This window comes from Vibrio sp. 99-8-1, assembly GCF_013114595.1.
Classification (GTDB): Bacteria; Pseudomonadota; Gammaproteobacteria; order Enterobacterales; family Vibrionaceae; genus Vibrio.
Window position 1 is genome coordinate 1 of the sequence record NZ_VTXE01000019.1, and the last position, 19,638, is coordinate 19,638.

The window sequence follows — 19,638 nt, forward strand, 5'->3', positions numbered from 1 at the left end:
TCATCAAGTTCAGCGTTAAGCGCTGTTTCAACGGTCACCTTGGTTAACATTTTACGGAAGTCATCAAGATCAGAAGGTGTCTTAATTGACTTAGCGGCTTCACGCGCAAATGCTTCTAGAGCTTTCTTATCCATGTTGCTTATCCTTAGCCATGACTGGCTTAATTATAAGCAGATACACAAATTAAATTACAGTCTCCATTAATGATTTACTTATCATTTACTAACTATAGCTACAGTGAGTCGACCAAGGTTCCTTACACACATTTTTATCATTACATATCCGATAATAGACACCGAAAAATTTATCCGCAGATACCCTACAATTTATATGCCAATGTAAATAATCCACCTGCAGAGCAGGCTGTCTCTTGAACACAAGTCCTGCTCAAGAGACAGAGCGAGTTCGTAGCCTTCAAGGATGGCTTGTAATTTGAGCCATCCTTCCCATAACGTCTTAACTGACGCTCTTCCATTTCTTTTGCTGTCTTTCCAACCACCAAGTCTTGCGAGGTGTTCATAAGCCCATTTTGCTGTTGGAACTTCCTTTGGTAGTGGTGTCTTTACTCTTTTCAACCAAAGCAACTTCCATGCTCTTGAGGACAAGATTCTCTCGCAACTAACGTCTTCGATTTGCTCATTGGCAAATTTTAATTGGAAGATTCTTACTGCTAAAAATGCATAAATTGTTGCTAATCTATCTAAGTTATCTTTACTTTGTACTCGAATGCCTTCCACTCCCGTTCCTTCACTTTTCCAAACTTTGTGGTACTCCTCAATTAGCCAGCGCTTTTCGTAATAACCGATAATTTTTAATGCATCTTCTGCACTATTAACAGGTTCACTGGTTAAAATATGCCAATTGAGCCTCTTCTCTCCATCACCGATTTCAGAGCAGCCAACATAGTTGAGAGAAATAGGAGCTCCTTTTTTATTCGAGGGTGTTTTTAAGGTCACCGCTGCATATTTTACATCCAGAGTGACTTCACGGGCTTTACGCCCCCCTCTTTGAGCTATTTGGATTTGACGTTGTTTCACACTTTGAAGTTCTGATGCAAAGTGATAAAGCTTATCTGAACCTTCTTCTATATGACGGCTCATCATTGAGCGCACAACAAAACGTTGCTGATTCGCCATTTTGTAAATGAGGTAATCGTAGATGTCGGCCTCACGATCACAAACCGATATTACGTTAACCATCGAGGTACCTAAACGGGCAGCCATATTGCGTGATGCCCTTTCCCATTTATAACCTTCTTTTTCTTCATAAGGTCGTTTTAACCCCTTACGGCGGATACCTCGAGTCTTGATATCTCTCGTCCATCGTTGTTGTTCAATTAGTCCAACAACATCAAGAGTTTTTGGAGCAAACAGCAAAATACTATGGGCAAACAACCCCCTATAGCGATTACCTTGGTTTACATGTCCTAAGTCCGCTCGAATAGAACGATGCTTGTAGCTTAAGGTAGTTGTATCTTCTAACGCGAGAAGGAGAGGGTAACGATGAACTTGATTGACGGTTGCTTTAAAGCCAGCTTCAGCAATATCGTCTGATGAGACATTGTCGTTCCGAATAAATCGGTAAGCGCCCTCCATACTTGCTGGAGAGTGAGATGATTTTACTACCGATTTACCTGGATGCTGAGCTAAGTCTGACGCCATTTTTACGAGTCTAGCCGTTCTTCTTGGGTCTCCAAGTGTAGCATGACCAAATTGTTCTTCAGCCCAATCATTATTGCTTTTAATCATCTCAAAAATCCTTAACTAAGTTCGTTAAAGATCTGATCGTGAGCCAAGAATTAAGTTCAAAAAAATCCCTCACATTATGCGAGGGACTTCTGTATAAAAGACAGCCTTCCTAGAAGGTGGTTTAAGGGTTGAAAACAAAAATATAACGTTTCCGATCCCTGCATCTCTATAAGAGGGTATACTATAGTCAGTTTACAATAAATCGTGTTTTAGTTTATATGAAGATATTACAGGTTATGGTTCACGGCTCAGCTCATAGCTATGCTGGTGGCACACAAAAAGCAATGGTTGAGTTAGGTAATAATCTCTCAAAAAGAGGGCATCATGTATCTTCCCTCTACAATGACACCAAACCGGGCAAACTTTTTTTTGAAGCAGAGCATAACGCTAACATAATAAACCTTTGTACTGAGATTAAAGGTCCTTTTCATAAAGGCTATAAATTACTAAGAGAATTAACACGGCCATTAAGAGATACGAAACTTAGTCCCTACTTTCCAAACCCAGTTCATAGAGAAAAAGCAAAACGTTTAGCTGCGCCGGTAGGTCAGTTTATTAAGCAATATCAACCAGATGTGATTTTCGCTTATGGTATTCAAGATCTTAACTCTATTGTCTGGGGCATTAGTGATGATAAAAGCAAAAACATTCCTATTTTACACCTTACTCATAGTGATATAAATGCTTACTATAAAGGACTCAGCTACTTTGACAAGGCTCGCATAAAGAACTGTTCAGCTGTTCACGCATCACTTCCTGACTTCGCAGATACTTTCGGTAGATTACTAGGTAGAGAGGTAATTGCAATCCCGAATACCGTTACTCCGCCAATTGAGTTTGCTAATTTAGACGATTCAAAATCGCGCAAACGAATAATGATGCATTCACGCTTAGATAAACAAAAGCAACAACACATGTTACTAGAGTCATTTGCTTTAGTTAAAGATGATTTTCCAGATTGGGATATTGCCATTTTTGGTGGTGAGAACACCAAAAACTATAAACAAAAATTACAAAACATTATTACTGAAAACAAAATGGAAGAGAGGGCGCATATATACTCTGCTACACAAAATGTAGAACATGAACTGAGCAAGTCAGATATTTTTGCATTTCCTTCTCTGTTTGAAGGGTGGGGATTAGTACTTACAGAAGCCATGTCCGTAGGCTTGCCCTGTATCGGTTTAAAAGGAACACCTGCAATCAATTACCTTATTACGACTGAAAATGCTGGATTGGTTTGTGACAATGATGTAATTGAGTTTGCACAACAACTTCGAACTCTGATGGCCGACAGTAAATTACGTCAAGAGTTTGGTAATAACGCTAAAATAGGAATGAAAAAATATCACATTGATCCAGTATGTGAACAATGGGAAGCGCTCATGGAAAAGATGGTTAATCGTCATTAGCACTCACTTAATCAAACTACTGTGAAACTAATTTTCTATTAATTTATAACAAAGTTGACAGACATATTTTTTGAAGCAATGACTTTAGATATACCAATTAAACCAACTCGCTACAAGCTAATCTCAACTATTAGGTAATACTAAGGTTCCAGCAATTGTACAACGTAGTCAACGAACTTTACTGTTCTTCACTGATATTTCAAAGTTAAGTTAATCACCTTACAAGGTTTGTTTTATGAACATCTTTCTTATCACTTCTCCCTTTCAATACATTTGTGCGAATGAAGCACGAGAGGCTTATAATACTAAAAACAACCTTCTAGTCTTAGTTCTGCAAGATACAGAAAAAGGTAAACAGCATTTAGCACAACTCTATGATAAGACAAAATGGGATCACATCATCGAAGTTCGACGCTCAAATAGAACATTTACCATACCTAAAGTACTAAAACAAATTAACAACCTCACAGCAGGAAAAACTATTGAGAACTTATTTTTCTCCGAGTACACCTCTTGGAGAACAAGGATGTTTCAAAGAAACTTGCCAGCTCAAAAACTTATCTTTATCGATGACGGAATGGCCAACTTATACGAATATTTTCAGTTTATCAAAGATAAAAAATCATTTACCCGAAAGCGCTGGCTGCAAGACTTTCTTATTGAGCTCCAAGGTTGCAAAAAGATTGGTACACTTCCTTACGCTGACAATTTTGAAATGTTCTCAATATTTGATATTCCCCACCCAGTCTGCCCATTAAAATTAAATAGACTTCATTCTATTAGACAGAAAATTGGTGCAGCCGCTTGTTATGAACCGACGGCACCTATCGCATTTATTGGTGAGGGAGCTATCGGAGATAAAAACCAACCAAGTATTAGTAACTACATTCAAAGATTAAAAGTTCTTATTGCCAATTGCTCAACAGATGTACTGTACTTCCCTCATCGAACAGAATCAAAGCAGGTAACAGAGGCTGTAAAATCATTACCTAACCTAATTTATCATCAAAGCGAAACTCCAATAGAACTAGAGATAGCAAACAAGGGCATTAAAATTTCGTCTATCACAGGAGTTACCTCAACCGCACTTTACACACTATCTTTACTGTATAAAGAGGTACCTATAACCGCGCATACCTATGAATCACATGTAGGTAATGAAATGATCGAGTTTTTAGTTGCCCATTTTGAAACACGAACAATACAAATGACAAACAATGCGTAAAGCTAATCATTACGCATTTTCATACCAATGATTGACATCTGCATTGTGTTTTTTAGGTAAATCATTGGTATCTAATCTTGGTAGTAATAGTAGGTGGTCACGTTCAATATCCGCGACTCGAACCTCTGTAGTGAAAGCGGCATTGCAACCTTGCTTCTCCAGTTCGGCCATAACCTTTTCACTCGATGAACCATACGGATAACACGCTGTCCACTCATCCATATCACAGCCAATTGAAGCCAAAAATTGTTTAGATTTACTTAGTTCTTGTTGCAAACTTTCACAATCTAGCTTGTTCCACCAATAGTGATCATATCCATGACACCCTACATGCATCCCATCACGAACTAGTTGTTCCAATTGATATTTATCCATGTAGAGTTCTCGACAAAATACTTTTTCGTCCATTCCTACATACTTTACAAACAATTTGTCCGAGATAATATTGCGTAGATTCTCAGGTAACACATGTTGTAACATGCGCTTTACAAAAACAACATTCTTACCATCAAAACGATTAGCAATTGCAACTTCAGAAAAATATTCTTCAAATGTCTTTAGCTTATATTCTTCACGATAGACTTCTATTTCACTTTTCAGTGAATTAACTAAATCATTAATATTGCTAGTAGAAGCTAAGATAAAATGAATTTTATTAACATCGAGTACCTTATGTTCCAGAACTGTCTTGGCTGGTACATAAAAAGAACCCTGCATGCCCATTTTTTTTAAGACTGGGTATACATGAGTAAAATGCTCAGCATAAGCATCATCAAAGGTTAAAAGCATCGCTTTTTCAGGCAAAGAAACACCCTGATACTTAGCCGCTAAAACTTGTTCCATAGTGATCACATTATAATGCTTAGCAAAAAACTCCAACTGTTCCACAAATAGGTCAAATTCAAGCCCTTTAATTTGTGGGTAACGAGACTGCTCAATGCGTCTAACGTAGTGATACATGACTATAGTTAATGCTTGAGGCATTATTCTCTCCTACATGATATTCGGGCGGTCTTGGTCGGCGTCACCTTTAAATAGAGTAAATGAGGCTTCATGTTCTAAACTTTGACGAGCAAAAAAGATAGATATGTTTTTTTGGACGAAAGGTTGAAAATAATCAGGAATAACAATATCGTCTGCAGCACCAACTTTAATAAAACCAGCGTTTAATAATTCATTCTCATCCATACCATATTGCATGATATCAAGGTACTCATGCCCTTTATCAGCAATTAGGTCATGTAAATTAGAGGATACTTTGCTGATAGCAGACAATTCACCCTGTATATCAACAACTCTCATAGCACTACTTTGTTTATAATTGACAACTCGAACTACCATAAAAGTTTTCAATTTATTTTGTTCATAAACACCAATAAACTGATAGTCGAACTTTGGGTGTTTAACAAAGCGTTCAACAAAGTAAACATAATCTTTTTGAGTTTTGTTTTGGAATAAATTTGCGTTAGCTAACTCTACTGAGAGATGTGGTTCTGTAATTTCTGCAACGGTAAAACCACATGTCGATACCAGACTTGGGTAGCAAAAACTCCTTGGTAACTTAGCAATTGAATACGTTTTTAATAACGCATTAACTAAAACCATCTGACTCATCTTCCCAACTTCAAAGCCTAGCGCCTGATACATAGGAAAGACAATCTGACTAATACCAATAGAACAAATATTCTTAATTGAAAACTCACGCTTTAGGAAGTTCAATAATCCTAATCCTAATCCTATATATTTGGGGCCTTCATTCACTTTCCATATCGCAAGCCAAACTTCTTTTTCTGGTTCTAGTTCCGCAGAGAAATGTGAGGTTGGAATGAATCCTAATACACCACATATTTGGCCACTTTTATTATGTCGAGCCATAATAAAATTATAGTAATCACCTTGTTTGCTCTTATGCTGCCAATCAAGCAGTTTCCGTGAAGTAACCAGAATATGATTTCTTGCCCAATGAGTATCGATATACTCTACCAGCTCTCTAACTTGATCTTGCTGGCACACCTCAAAAGTAAATCTAGCCATTCTTATCTTCCAAAAATAACGAAAGCACCTAAAGTGCTCTCGTTTATATTATATCGGTCCGCCTAAAGAAACCCATCTCACTAATCTATCTAGCGCAAACAAACCATCCCATGGTGAGTCAAAATGCGTCATATATCCCACGTCAGGACAACGCATAGCTCCTCTAAGCATAATCTCATTAGCAAATTGCAAACGTTTTTCGCCTGTCATTGCTAATCCTACGGTCTGAATATCTTCATGAACATTATCAATAATATCAAAAACATTATCGACTGCTTTTACAGTAATTACACGTTGATATGTCGGCTCAACCAAGTCATTTCCTTCATCATAAAGTACTGTCCAGCGTAAGTGTCTATCATGCCAGGACTCGCCAATAAAATCGTACTCCGCGATTTTTGAGCGAATTTTATTTACTTGGCCAATATCAGGAACTTGTGTTGGCAAACGTACTAGCGCTTTTTCCATTGCAAAAGAGAGCTTTTCAGCAAATTCTTTTGGTGAAATACTTCCACCCTTTTCAACAAAAATGGTATGAGGAGATGCGCAAGCAAACTGGTCAAATACACTAGAATCTGTTGCCGCTCGTCGAATAAGCTTACGAATAGCTTTATCAGAGTTCATTACATCATTGCCTATTACCATCATCGAGAGCTTCGGCCCAAATAAAATATCTTGGCTATTGTACTTTCTAGGCAACGCACCAACTGATTCAATCGCTTCTCTACCACCCCATGCAATTCGCACATCTGCATTAGCAGAAAATTTTTCAGCAATCTTAAGCTGATTCCGATCAAAGTAAACCACGGCGAGTGTTTGTAGTAGATCATTACCATAAATAGTATAGCCGCCCGGAGTGGTATAACTTAAATTTTTAAAAGTACTAAGTAATACTGGTAACGCTTGAGATTCACTTGCTGATACCTTCAGAATATTGGCATTTTTACTCAATATACTTTGTACGAGAGCGAACATTCCTAACAAAGGAACATTTCCAGATAACCAATGAGAAACCACCCCTCTTGGCATAGCTTTTAATGAGCTATGGCTAATATCTGCACGAGGCATAAAATTATCAAGAAAACCTCGCTGCCCATGTAAGGCTGAGCCTAGCAAGGCGCGTAAACGATTGGGTTCACACCAATCAGCTAAAAAATTAAGTCCTGTATGTCTATATGGGTCCAATTCTGATGTTTCAGGCCAAATTTTTCTAGCTTCATTCAGTAACCCTAAAATCGCTTCTAATGGTTGCTTCGCCAGCCATTTTTGCTTCTGCTTCAGCGAAGAAAAAATCAAATCTAATTGATTCGATGGTATTAGAGACTCATCTAATACCACTGGTGAATGATAAACAACCATATGCTCTAATTGGTTATCTAGTAACTTAGACGCAGATTTCTTGGCAACCTTCTCAGACATAACATCGCCACAACCACGCACCTCTGCCTTTCTCGCTCGACCGATAACTTTAAAACGCTTACCTGTTTGTCCGCATTCACAATAGGTATTTTCAATCACGCCTAAGTCATCTGTTAATACCACATTACCTGGATAAGAGTGCTGTAATGGACTTATGAATTCTAACAGGCCAACTTTGCCTTCTTCACATACCGACAAATCTGATTCATCGCGAACAATAACATCCGAATAAGCGTGTACGTGCTTCCATCCAGCCTTACAGTCTGGATAATTCAACCCCATCTGTTCAGTAAAGCCATAAATATCAATGACATTATCTGTTGGAATACCAAGAACCTCAGAAATGTCTTTATTAAATGTTATTTTATCAACCTTATCTGATTCTAATTTTTTCCAGCCGCCAATATGAATAACCTGAGATCCTTTTGGCAATGTAAATGCAATTCCTTTCTCTTTAAGTGTTTTAAATACCGTATGGTATAAAACGAATGTAAAACCGAAAACAATAACTGGTTCATCAGTTTTTAAAGAGTTTAAATGTTCGACAAATTGCTGCTCTAAAAATTCTAATGGTGCAGAAGGACAATCAGCATCAATAAAGTAGTGTGATGATGATGCAAAGTTAAGGTAGCCTTTCACTGCTGCAATTCGTGCACCAAGGTTACTCGCATTAGGGCTAGTTGGATCAATATCCATAATGCAAAACGGACGACGCTTTGAACCTAAAATCTCTTGCATCACCCTTGCCATTGCTCGGGTTTGACGACGAGCTGTTACCTTATCAAGCAGAACAGTACTTGGAATTCCACTCGTTGCTGATGACTGCAATTTTGTCTTAATAGAAGCACTATCCACAGAAGAAAGCTTATGCCCTAGTGCTTTAAATATATGAACAGGTATCGGGGGAATATCGGCAATTTCACCACTAAAAGAACATGGGTCAAACGCATTTTTCTGACAAAATTTACGGTACATTTCATTATTTTTATAATGATGCACAAGTTCATCGAGCAAGTTTGATTTAAATAAAGGAGCTTTGTCTGTCTCAGACAATTCAAAAGGACGAGCATCAAGAACACTTATTAAACTATCATTTTTTATAGACATTGCTTCACAATCTCTTTGACATCATCTTCAGTAAAAGCCACAGGGTTAGATTTTGCTGCTGGATCTTGCAACGCATTTCCAGCAATATCGTTCAATTGTTTATCTGTAAAAGTCATATTGGTTCGTTGTTCATTAACTAAACCATTCAGCAAAACGATAAGAGCCTCCATATTAGGAACCCCTGCATTTTCCATTAAGCTAGCATACTTTTTGGACACCAACTCATTTTGACAATTAAAATTAATCACAGCAGGCATTAGTAAGCCATTAGCTAAACCATGGCCAATTTTGAATTGACCTAGCTGATGTGCAATTGCGTGTGACAAACCAACAATACAGTGATTTTGTACCCAGCCTGCTAACATTGCTGCATACTGAAGATCGGATAACATTTCACTATCCCAAACATCCCTTAATAATTTAAAACGATATCGATAGACAAGAGACACCGCTTGTTCAGCAAAGGTTGCCATTAAAGGGTGTTCTATGACTGAAACATACCCTTCAATAGCATGAGAAAGTGTATCAGCCACCGTAGTTCGCAAAATATTTAAAGGAACTTCTGCTACTAAGTCCGGGTCAAGAATTACTAAATCAGGTAAAAAATCATGAGTCACAACTGCTTTTTTACTCTGAGTTTCTGTATCCAACATGACTGCTGCTGATGAAACTTCAGAACCCGCACCAACGGTGGTTGGAATCGCTGCAAACTTCGCACGCCCACGCAAAGGGGGAAGAGAAAATGGCCGGAAGAGCACTTCAGGCTCTAATGTAGGACACTCATAGAAAAGCCATGCGAGCTTAGCTCCATCAATGATAGAGCCTCCTCCTAAAGCTACAATATAGTCGGGCTGGAAAGCTTCTAACTCACCAATTACTCCTGAAAGTTCCTCTACACAAGGCTCACCCTGCCAAGATTTTTCAATAACACGTACACTTTGAGCGCTAATCAACCTAACAACTTGTTCAAAGTATTGCGACTTTCGAAATGAAGGACTAATAATAAGCGCAGCACGATTAGCAATAAGCCCTTTCAAGGCCATTCTAGCATTTTTACCATTTGCTATTTCACGCGCATTGCGAAATACAGGTAGAGGAAATCGAAGTTTAAGCATTACATTCTCTTACATTGAAGCCAGTTGAAGACGTTGAAGTTTTCCTGAAGCCGTCTTTGGTAAGGCATTAATTTGCTGGTATCGATGAGGCCGCATATGTACAGGTAAGTGCTTAGCGACTTCAATTTTTAGTTGTTCCACCACATGTTTAAAATCATCTTCAACATTAGATTCTAATACAATAAATACTTGAACAACTTCTCCCATATTACTGTCGGCATATGGAATACAAGCACACTCCAAAACCAAGTCACTTTGATTTATAATACGTTCAACTTGATATGGACTTACCTTTTTCCCACCAACATTAATTATTTCTTTTAAACGTCCCGTCAAATACAAGTAATCGCCTTCAACCTTACCTAAGTCACCAGTTCGAAAATAACCATCAATAAAACTCGTCAACGTTAAATCGCTGTTTTCATAGTAGCTAGTGAACATCCAAGGAGCTTTAAATGCGATCTCCCCTACAGTTCCTTGCTCGGCTTGAATACCATTTTCTTTAAAAATAACAAACTCAGCACCACGTGAAACATGACCAACCGCCTCATGATCATCAGCATGAAAGTGAGTAAAGACTGCTCGAGAGACCTCAGTTAATCCATAATGCATAACAAGATGTGTATTTGGAAACCACTCGGTTAACAATGCTTTGTCTTCAGGAGAAAGATATGCGCTTCCAAACTCAATATAGTTCAACTGAGATGCATATTTCTTAATAAGATCTTTCGACATTTGAGTTATAAACGACCATGCTGATGGTACCAACCCAAGCCCTGTAATATGGTGATTTTTAAATGCTTTAAATACCCCCTTCAAACGTTGCAAGGGGTAACCAACAACCAAAGCCCCTCCAGCGTATAACGTTGTTCTCATTCGTGCCATACCAAATGAATGGCTTAACGGCATTAACAATAGTTCAACATCATCTGCTGTATTACCAACTTGAGAGATAATATGCTCTGTTGCCTCAGTCAATTGGTTATGTGTCAAAGCTACACCTTTAGGTTCACCCGTTGTTCCACTGGTAAACATTAAATCAGCATAACCCAAATAACTAGCTTGACAGGTATCTAATTGGCTATCGCTATCTAGCTTTTGAATAAAGTTATGACAATCATCGATACACAAACTGGGGCGAACTTTATTGGTTACAAATCGCTTATAATTTTCGTCAACGTCTGTTGCTATATTGACTACTTTAGCCCCTGCATAATGAATAGCAAAGTAAACCACAATAAATGAGTAACTATTAGATGCCTTTACTAAAACAGCGTCACCAAAATCCACTTGTTGTTGCAGATTAAAAGCCACACGCTTTATATCTTTAGCAAGTTCCTCGTAAGTAATACCACTATTTTTATCGTGAATTGCTATTTTCTTAGGGATTGACTCTGCGTGAGCCAATACTTTTTCGACAATTGACATATGACTGTTACTCGTTATTCAACACAGCATCAATGATATCTTCTACGTCTTCAATCTCTAACGTTTGTTCAATATCCAATACTACGCCAAGATCCGACTCAAGAGCGGCTATAATACGCATATGAGCTAAAGAATCCCACTCTGGAATATCACCAACGGCAAGTTCATCTTCAACAACTTCTAGTGATACTTCTAGCACTTTCGCAATAAGCTTTTTTACTGACTCTTTAGTATTTGCCATTTTTCCTTTTTTCCTTTTTGCTGATGAACATTATATTTTACCACTCAACAGAAACATGTGCGAGACTAAGCATCAATGCAGAACTTATCATCACATTCTAAGAGATATAGATCGCGATAATTTAATACAGATAGTTTTTTACATCAGATACACTAATAGTGTTTTTCTTTCGCACTTTTCAGAAGAGCTAATAATCCGAACAATAGAATCCCACATGACAAAAAGGCTTATAGGGGCAATATGATGATTCCCTAACAAACCCTTTTACTGTCGATAACGCATTACAACAATGGGAGACCTAACACTACAAACTAAACCCATCATCAACCACAATATTCTGCCCAGTCACGTATTTAGACTGTTCAGATAACAGATACAAAACGGAACCAACCATCTCTTCTACATCAAGCATGCCTGCTCCATGTGTATTCTTCTTATAAGCTTCAAGAAACGCATCGGGTTGATGGTCAAACAGCCCTCCAGGACTGACACAATTGATTCGAAAGCGGCTATCGTTAATGTAGGCAGCGGCATATTTATTTAAATGAAGAAGCGCAGATTTAATGGCAGCATACTCCACTGGCATAGTCATTGGCGTATTGTCATAAATATCAAATTTTGGCGCAACCACGCCATAAATGGAGGAAATATTGACCAAAGAAAAAGGTGTTTTGTGCAGGTTAAAATAGGCTGCGCATTGTTGAGTAAACAAAAAAGCGCTACCTAAATGCAAAGAGAGATTTTCATTGAAGCTCTCCAAAGTTACATCAAAAAAGTGAGCACCATACGTTTTGTTTCTTGGGTAAGTAGCATTTACAGCACCATCAATATCGCTAAATTCAGCCAAAAACTGTTTTACGCTATCACTATTGGTAATATCAAAAGCTTTCAGTTGCAAACGAGTATTTGTTAAATCAACACTAAGATTGTTTAAACGCTCTTTCATTGTCTCAATGTTTATATCTGCAGCAATAACTTTGCCACCTTGCGCCAATATACCGGCAACCAATCGACAACCTAAAAGGCCAGCTGCACCTGCAACAATGATAGTTTTATCTTTTAATAAATTGTTCATTCTTCACCCTGAAGCAGTACTTCTGCGAACTTAAAATCGTAAATGTCATCAATGTCCACAGCTCTATGCTTAGGAACTTGAATACTGGTTACTTTTCCTGAAAATAGACCGTAGTTTGTCAGAACAAAGCTCGGCGTAGTAGCATACACCACGGTAGTAATGTCAAAAACATCCGGCGCATCCTGACGACGAGTCACCTTTTCGCTGGGTTGATTAACCAACTGAACAAAACCTTGTTCATCTTCAGCAACCATATTAAAAAATGGACTACGACTTGCTGGTGTCGTTGATATACAAATATCAGCACCTTGAGTAACCCGTTTATTGATTGCGTCTTCTACATCTTCAACGCTTCGCAAAGGGCTAGTGGCAGGAAGGCTAACAAAACCATCAAACTCACCCACATTCTCATTCACCCACTCAATCGCATGTCGCCATGACAGCCACTCAGGGCTAGTGTCTGAAGCGAGTTCATCTGGCCGATCTATTACTGTGGCTCCACACTGCTTAGCCACAGTGGCAATAGCCGGATCATCAGTAGAAACAAACACTTGCTGAATTGAAGGTGATGCTTTAGCCGTTTCTATGGAGTATTGCAATAATGGCTTACCCGCTAAAGGTTTAATATTTTTTCCCGGAAGACCTTTTGAGCCACCACGAACAAAAACAAATGCAAAATTTTTCATAGTTAATCGCTCACAATTTCAGATTTCTGCTTAATATTATCTATTAAGTAAATGGTTTCCGCTGCTTCACTTACTGTTATACATTGATTGCTTTCACCTTTAATACTGTTAACAAAGTCTTCCAGCATCAGCAGGTACATTTGGTTTTTATCCCATTCTGGTTCGCTATACAGCACTTCAGTCCCTTTAGCGGTGCAGAGCAATACCTCATTACCAACTAAATCCCAATCAACCCTTCCTTTACTGCCAATAAAAGAGCACTGGCGAGAAGCTTTACGCTGCAAAAAATCCAGATGAACATGAGCGACTGCACCTTGTTCTGTTAACAGAGAAATATCGGCCATATCTTCAACATCAAGAGCTAACTCTTGGGAGGAGCGTAAAATCGCATGCTGCAGTGAAAGCGGTCCCAATAACCAACGACTGTAATCAAGATCATGGCTCAGTTCCAGCAGTGCACCACCACCTAAGCTTGCATTAGCAGAAACACTATTACGAAAATCTTTTGTAGGCCTCCAATCTGGCAAATATTGACCAACGCTAACAAAGGCATTATACAGTGTACCTAACCCGTTTTTGGAAAGTAGGTTCTTCACAACATTCGTTGAAGGTAAGTAACGCAGGCAGTATCCTACTGCGACAGGCGTATCTGGGTACTTTTCAGTAGTTTGAATTAACGTCTCAACGTCTGCAGCGCTGGCTACCACCGGCTTTTCTATAAAGGTCGCTACTCCAGACTGTATAAAGGGAATAGCATGTTGCGCGTGACAAGTAGCAGGTGACGCGATAATCACCATATCTAATTGCTTTTCTATGAGCTCATCAATGCTAGCAACAATAGCATCACAGTCATTTACCTCTTCTTGAGGTTGTCGTCCACTGGCCGACATAGCGTATAAAGTCGCATTCGGAAACAACGTCTTTAAATTTCTGCGATGCCTTGTCGCTATGTTTCCAAGACCTATTACGGCAACTTTTTGCATTTATCTATCCATTTTTATATACAGGCATATTCTTGAGAGCTAAAGCAGTATCACTATATTAAACCCAAAGTATGAATATCTGCTTGAGCACGATTAAAATCGTCCATACGACCAATATCCAGCCAATACTCATGGATAGGAAACATTAGTATATTGTTTCGCTCTCTCATATGCTGCTCGAGCAGTGTCGGCATATCAATGGCGTGATTTTTAGGCACAGACTGAATCACTTGTGGCGAAACAACATAAATACCCGCATTAACAAAAAAACGTTGTACTGGCTTTTCTACCATACTTGTAATTTTGTTACCTTCACCATTTATCACACCATAAGGAATCTGATAGTCGTACTCACGTACACACATAGTGGCATCAGCGCCATTATCACTATGAAACTCTAAAAGGCGCTGAAAATCGACTTTAGTAAGAATGTCACCATTAATCATGATTAACGGTAAATCCTCAGGTAAATCATTAGGTAGCAAGCCAAGTGCGCCTCCCGTCCCTAATGGCATATCTTCATGAACATACTGAATGTTAATACCCAGTTTTTCTCCATCACCAAAGTACGCTTTAATTTGTTCTGGCATATAGTGAGTAGAGATATAAAAGTTGCTAAAACCAGCATTGATAAAGCCACGAATAACCGTCTCCAACATTGGTTTTCCACCAATTAGCAACATAGGCTTAGGGCAGTTATCCGTTAAGGGTTTTAAGCGCGTACCAAAACCGCCCGCCATAATAAAAACAGGATTATCATATTTAGGTTTACTAAGAACACCTTGTAGTGTTTCAAGGCCAACAACCTTACCTTGTGAGAGAATAGGTATAGATAAAATGCCTTTACTCTCCATCAAGCTAGCAAGCTTCTCACGAGACGTGCTCACGTCTGCTGTTACTGGCAATGTATTCATGACTTCCGTCACCGGAGCTGCAAGTGAAAGGTTATCCAATATCCCTCTACGAATATCACCATCAGTAACCACGCCAAGTAACTCATGGTGTTCATTTATCACCAATACTACTCGTAGTGCTTCGTTGTTAATAATTTCCAACGCTTCACGAATAGTACTGTTTGCCTTAATTAAGACATTGTTCCAGCAATGGCTCATCAGATACCTTACTTTTACTTAATTTGACTTCGACTAGGGTAGCAGGTTTGGCCTGCAAGCAAAGAGCGAGTAAGTGTTGCTCCCGCCCCAACTATACAACCTTGTTTCAATTCGACATTTGGGATAATGGTAGCGTTCGCTCCAATAAATACGTCTGCTTCGGTCTTCACCTGTCCACATAAGGTTGCACAAGGTGCAATATGATTATTCACGCCAATATTGCAATCATGTTCAACAACGGCAGCAGTATTTATAATGCTATGCTCGCCAATTACTGCACCAGCTTGTACTCTAGCGCCAGACAACACCTGAGTACCTTGCATAATCGTAGCATACGAAGAAACCATGGCATCTTCAGCCACCACAGTTGCGAACTTATATCCATTTTCTATATAAAGTTTAGTTAGATGTGCTCGAACCGTTGATCGCGGCAAAAAACCAATACCGTTGACCAATAAGATATCTTTAATTGAGTACTTAAAAACATCCTTATCAGAGAAAAGCTGTTTCACATTCGTAAATACCGCTCTTTCATCTACTTTGTCAGGGCTGACTATTGCTAATATTTCACGGTTTTGCTGTCGCAATATATCAGCAAGTACGCTTGCATGCCCACCACCACCAATAATAATAATCGGTTTATGACTATCCACTGATCAATTCTCCAGCACGGTAAGCTTTATTAGCTTTACAGCCCAATAGCTCCCAATATAAATAAGGGGACATACCATAACCTGGACGTTTAACGGTAAGATTGTCTTTGCTGAACATCTCACTAGGACGGATTGGCTTAGAAGCAACCAAACTTTTACGAGCTACAACTTTATTTTTTATTTCAGATACCGTAGGCGCTTTTATCGGTGACCCCAATGCTTTGTCCACTTGACGAATTGCTTCCGTCATTGCGGTTAACTCATTCGGCTCAAGAGAGGCTTTATGGTCAGGACCTTCCATATTTCGATCCAAAGTAAAATGCTTTTCTATAAGAACCGCCCCTCTAGCAACAGCGGCAATTGGAATCGTAATACCTTCACTATGGTCTGAATAGCCGATAGTAAGATCAAATGCATTAGCAATAGTATCCATCGCTTTTAAGTTAACTTCATCTAATGGAGCAGGATATTCCGTAGTACAGTGTAGTACAGTCACTTTCTGTTTAAGCTGGCTTTGACCTTCTATCGATGCATATGCTTGTTGAAAAGCTTCAGTACTTGGTTGTTCATCATTATCAGCAGTATACCCAAATGCTATCACTCCCAACGCCATTTCAATTTCCGCTAGCGTAGCCATACCAGTAGAAACAATAATATCGCATCCTGTTCTAGCATGCTCCAGAACCAGTGGAGCATTGGTTAATTCTCCAGAAGGTAATTTAAGACGCTTTAGTCCTAAATCATTAACTAAAAATGCCAAACTTTCGGAATCAAATGCTGTAGACAAAAACTCTATACCAAGCTTATTACAGTGTTCAATCAACTTGTGGTGAGCCTGATACGAGAGCTCTAATCGCGTTAGCATTTGTAATTGAGATTCTTCTTTCTTAGTGTTTTCGACTTGATACTCAGCTTGTTTAGCGGCTTCCGTTACCAAGTTCTTCGCCTTAAATGTCTGGAACTTAACAATATCTACACCAGCTTTATACGCGGCATCTACCAGCTCAAATGCTAAGTTTTCATCTCCATTATGGTTAACTCCTGCTTCTGCGATAATTAACGTCATCACTTACTCACTTAATATCATAAAATGTTTTACATGATTCAAATTGCAAGGTTCGAATCATATCAATAACTTGCGAACTAGAATCACCTTGCCCATATGGATTTATTACCACTTCATCATCGACAAGATAATCACGTCTTACCGCACTATTAATCGCTTTAACAATATCATCGGTATTAGCCGCGGCATCAATCACGCTTTTCGCGGCTAAACGCCCTTTTTGTCTAACACCAATATTTACCGTGGGCACATCAAACGATGGCACTTCAATAACCCCGCTCGATGAATTTCCAATCACTGCGGACGCAAGTTTTATCGCACTCAAGTAACGGACTTGTCCTAATGATGGTATAGCGAATACTCGGTCAGCATTTTTCGCCGCATAAGCTTCTAACAAAGGAATAATCTGGCGGCCACCATCATCAGCATTGGGATAAGTTAATATCACCTGATGATCTGGAAACTGATCCAACGCTTTTAGTAGTGCACTAAAACTGGCAGTAGGCTGCTCTTCACCTAAAGTAACCGGATGATATGTAACGACAAAAAATGGGCGCTCTAATGAAAAATTGAGAGAAGAAGAAAGCTCATCAAGCTCCATGAACTTGCCTCGTTTAAGATGATCAAGCCCAATGGCACCTACATTTCGAACTCTATCAGGATGTTCTCCCAACTGAATCACTCGCTGACGATATTCATCAGTAGATGTAGCATGTAAATAACTCAGCTTGGTAATGGCATGACGAATTGCATCATCATAAGCCCCTTCGGTTATTTCTCCACCATGAAGATGTAAAATTGGAATGCGCATAATCATGGCCGTTTGAGCAATAGCAAGCGCTTCAAAACGATCACCCAACAACACCAAAACATCGGGGTTTAACCGAGCTAAAGCATCAGAAAACCCAAGCACCCCCAAACCTATGCTTTTAGCTGTCCCTACAGCCGAATCTGATGACAGCAAAATCTCAATTTTTTCATCAATGTGAAAACCATCTTGTTCAATTTGCTGATAAGTTTCTCCATGTTCAGGCGACAAGTGCGATCCTGAAACTAAAAGCTGCAATTGCATCTCGTCATCTGCTTGAATGTCTTTCAGCAACCAAAACAACAAGCCATATTCCGCTCTTGTTCCAGTAAATACGGCAACTTTAATTGTCATCATTTCGCCTATTGGGTAAGTCTAATCACACTTTACAGGTGAACTTGGTAAATTAATCAAATGCGCTTCAATATATTCAGAATGCGTCAAATCCCCTCGCATCGCACCAGAAAACATAGGTAAACGATGCATCAACTGCCAGATAGGCCGAGTCATAACACCGGCGTTATTTGTCTGCTCTAATAGCAAGTTCCTGCTCTCTGCATCAGGGCATAGAATTGCATTTAACCAATAGTTCGACTGAGCATATTCTGGCTCAACGACAAACTGATAGTCACTTCCAGTAAATAGCGCTTGATACTGATGGGCAAGCTCTCTTTTCTGTTTTAAATAATGCGGCAAGGATTCCATCTGCGCGCAACCCAATGCGGCATTGAGGTTTGGCATTCGGTAGTTAAAACCGGGTTCATCATGATAAAACTCAAACGGGTGCGGAACCTTCGCTGTTGTCGTGACATATTTTGTTTTATTTCCTAGCGCTTCATCGTGACACAACACCATCCCACCGCCGCCGGTAGTAATAATTTTATTACCATTAAAACTAACCGCAGCTAAGTCACCAATAGTACCCGTGTGTTTTCCTTTATAAAAAGAGCCCAAACTTTCAGCAGCATCTTCTACTAATGCAATTTTCCATCTGCGACACACGGTAAGCAGCTCATCTAATTCAACTGGATGACCAAAGGTGTGCATAGGCACAACAGCAGAAATTTTTTGACCTGTTGATTTATGAACACAGCCGTCTTCTGTCGTCACTGCAAACTCATCAAGATAAGTTTCTAACGCTTTTGGGCAAAGCCCTAAACTAACAGGTGACACATCAACAAATACAGGCTCAGCTCCCATGTGATATAACGCATTACACGTAGCAACGAATGTCAGTGCTTGAGTAATAACTAAATCACCTCGCTGAACACCTGCCATATACAAAGCAGCGTGCAAGGCCGCGGTACCATTAACAGTTGCAACGGCTTTTGCCGCGCCAGTATAAGCTTCTATTTTTTTCTCAAAATCGTCTACAAATTTGCCGACACTGGATACAAAAGTGCTCTCAATGGTTTCCATTACATAGTTTTTCTCATTGCCTGAAAAACTGGGCGCATGTAAAGGAATAAACTCTTTAGTAGAGTATGTCTCTTGTACAAAATCAACAATGCGTTTAGCGGTTATAG

At 39.2% G+C, this 19,638-nt stretch carries 17 protein-coding genes and 1 pseudogene; 2 read left to right on the top strand and 16 right to left on the bottom strand.

Annotated features, from left to right (window positions below):
• Together F0227_RS21970 and F0227_RS12120 are read right to left on the bottom strand one after the other, a co-directional pair.
• Positions 1-134: pseudogene (locus tag F0227_RS21970) on the bottom strand (IS256 family transposase); the annotation flags it as partial.
• Between the two features lie 192 nt (positions 135-326).
• Entirely contained in the window at positions 327-1,748 is a 1,422-nt protein-coding gene (locus F0227_RS12120; RefSeq protein WP_171753471.1) for an IS4 family transposase, read from the bottom strand.
• Between the two features lie 284 nt (positions 1,749-2,032).
• Here F0227_RS12120 and F0227_RS12125 point away from each other — a divergent pair, with 284 nt between their 5' ends.
• Both F0227_RS12125 and F0227_RS12130 read left to right on the top strand, forming a co-directional pair.
• Entirely contained in the window at positions 2,033-3,160 is a 1,128-nt protein-coding gene (locus F0227_RS12125) for a glycosyltransferase (protein ID WP_171753472.1), read from the top strand.
• 235 nt (positions 3,161-3,395) lie between these two features.
• Positions 3,396-4,385: a polysialyltransferase family glycosyltransferase gene (locus F0227_RS12130; protein WP_171753473.1), complete on the top strand. Its 990-nt coding sequence runs from the start codon at positions 3,396-3,398 to the stop codon at positions 4,383-4,385.
• 9 nt (positions 4,386-4,394) lie between these two features.
• On the opposite strand, the gene F0227_RS12135 is transcribed toward F0227_RS12130, so the two are convergent.
• The 14 genes from F0227_RS12135 to F0227_RS12200 form a co-directional block, all read right to left on the bottom strand.
• Positions 4,395-5,369 (bottom strand): polysaccharide deacetylase family protein, encoded by a 975-nt coding sequence (locus tag F0227_RS12135; RefSeq protein WP_171753474.1) that lies wholly within the window; start codon positions 5,367-5,369, stop codon positions 4,395-4,397.
• A gap of 9 nt (positions 5,370-5,378) precedes the next feature.
• Entirely contained in the window at positions 5,379-6,419 is a 1,041-nt protein-coding gene (locus F0227_RS12140) for a hypothetical protein (protein ID WP_171753475.1), read from the bottom strand.
• A gap of 48 nt (positions 6,420-6,467) precedes the next feature.
• Entirely contained in the window at positions 6,468-8,945 is a 2,478-nt protein-coding gene (locus F0227_RS12145; RefSeq protein ID WP_171753476.1) for an acyl-CoA reductase, read from the bottom strand.
• Complete coding sequence (locus tag F0227_RS12150) at positions 8,936-10,060, bottom strand: iron-containing alcohol dehydrogenase family protein (RefSeq protein ID WP_171753477.1); 1,125 nt, start codon at positions 10,058-10,060, stop codon at positions 8,936-8,938. Before F0227_RS12150 ends, F0227_RS12145 begins: the two co-directional genes overlap by 10 nt.
• Before the next feature lie 9 nt (positions 10,061-10,069).
• The gene (locus F0227_RS12155; protein ID WP_171753478.1) at positions 10,070-11,488 is read right to left on the bottom strand and encodes an AMP-binding protein; all 1,419 of its coding nucleotides are present in this window, start codon (positions 11,486-11,488) and stop codon (positions 10,070-10,072) included.
• Between the two features lie 7 nt (positions 11,489-11,495).
• A complete protein-coding gene (locus F0227_RS12160; RefSeq protein WP_171753479.1) occupies positions 11,496-11,729 on the bottom strand; it encodes an acyl carrier protein in 234 nt (77 codons plus the stop codon).
• Between the two features lie 304 nt (positions 11,730-12,033).
• Complete coding sequence (locus F0227_RS12165; RefSeq protein ID WP_171753480.1) at positions 12,034-12,804, bottom strand: oxidoreductase; 771 nt, start codon at positions 12,802-12,804, stop codon at positions 12,034-12,036.
• The gene (locus F0227_RS12170; RefSeq protein WP_171753481.1) at positions 12,801-13,490 is read right to left on the bottom strand and encodes an acylneuraminate cytidylyltransferase family protein; all 690 of its coding nucleotides are present in this window, start codon (positions 13,488-13,490) and stop codon (positions 12,801-12,803) included. Before F0227_RS12170 ends, F0227_RS12165 begins: the two co-directional genes overlap by 4 nt.
• Before the next feature lie 2 nt (positions 13,491-13,492).
• The gene (locus F0227_RS12175; protein ID WP_171753482.1) at positions 13,493-14,473 is read right to left on the bottom strand and encodes a Gfo/Idh/MocA family oxidoreductase; all 981 of its coding nucleotides are present in this window, start codon (positions 14,471-14,473) and stop codon (positions 13,493-13,495) included.
• A gap of 53 nt (positions 14,474-14,526) precedes the next feature.
• Positions 14,527-15,585 (bottom strand): nucleotidyltransferase family protein, encoded by a 1,059-nt coding sequence (locus F0227_RS12180; protein WP_171753483.1) that lies wholly within the window; start codon positions 15,583-15,585, stop codon positions 14,527-14,529.
• 14 nt (positions 15,586-15,599) lie between these two features.
• Positions 15,600-16,238 (bottom strand): NeuD/PglB/VioB family sugar acetyltransferase, encoded by a 639-nt coding sequence (locus F0227_RS12185; RefSeq protein ID WP_171753484.1) that lies wholly within the window; start codon positions 16,236-16,238, stop codon positions 15,600-15,602.
• The gene (gene neuB / locus F0227_RS12190) at positions 16,231-17,304 is read right to left on the bottom strand and encodes an N-acetylneuraminate synthase (protein WP_171753485.1); all 1,074 of its coding nucleotides are present in this window, start codon (positions 17,302-17,304) and stop codon (positions 16,231-16,233) included. The genes F0227_RS12185 and neuB overlap by 8 nt, the downstream gene beginning before the upstream one ends.
• 7 nt (positions 17,305-17,311) lie before the next feature.
• The gene (gene neuC / locus F0227_RS12195; protein ID WP_171753486.1) at positions 17,312-18,466 is read right to left on the bottom strand and encodes a UDP-N-acetylglucosamine 2-epimerase; all 1,155 of its coding nucleotides are present in this window, start codon (positions 18,464-18,466) and stop codon (positions 17,312-17,314) included.
• A gap of 21 nt (positions 18,467-18,487) precedes the next feature.
• Positions 18,488-19,636, bottom strand: coding sequence for a LegC family aminotransferase (locus tag F0227_RS12200; protein ID WP_171753548.1), 1,149 nt, complete (start codon positions 19,634-19,636; stop codon positions 18,488-18,490).
• Positions 19,637-19,638: the final 2 nt, after the last annotated feature.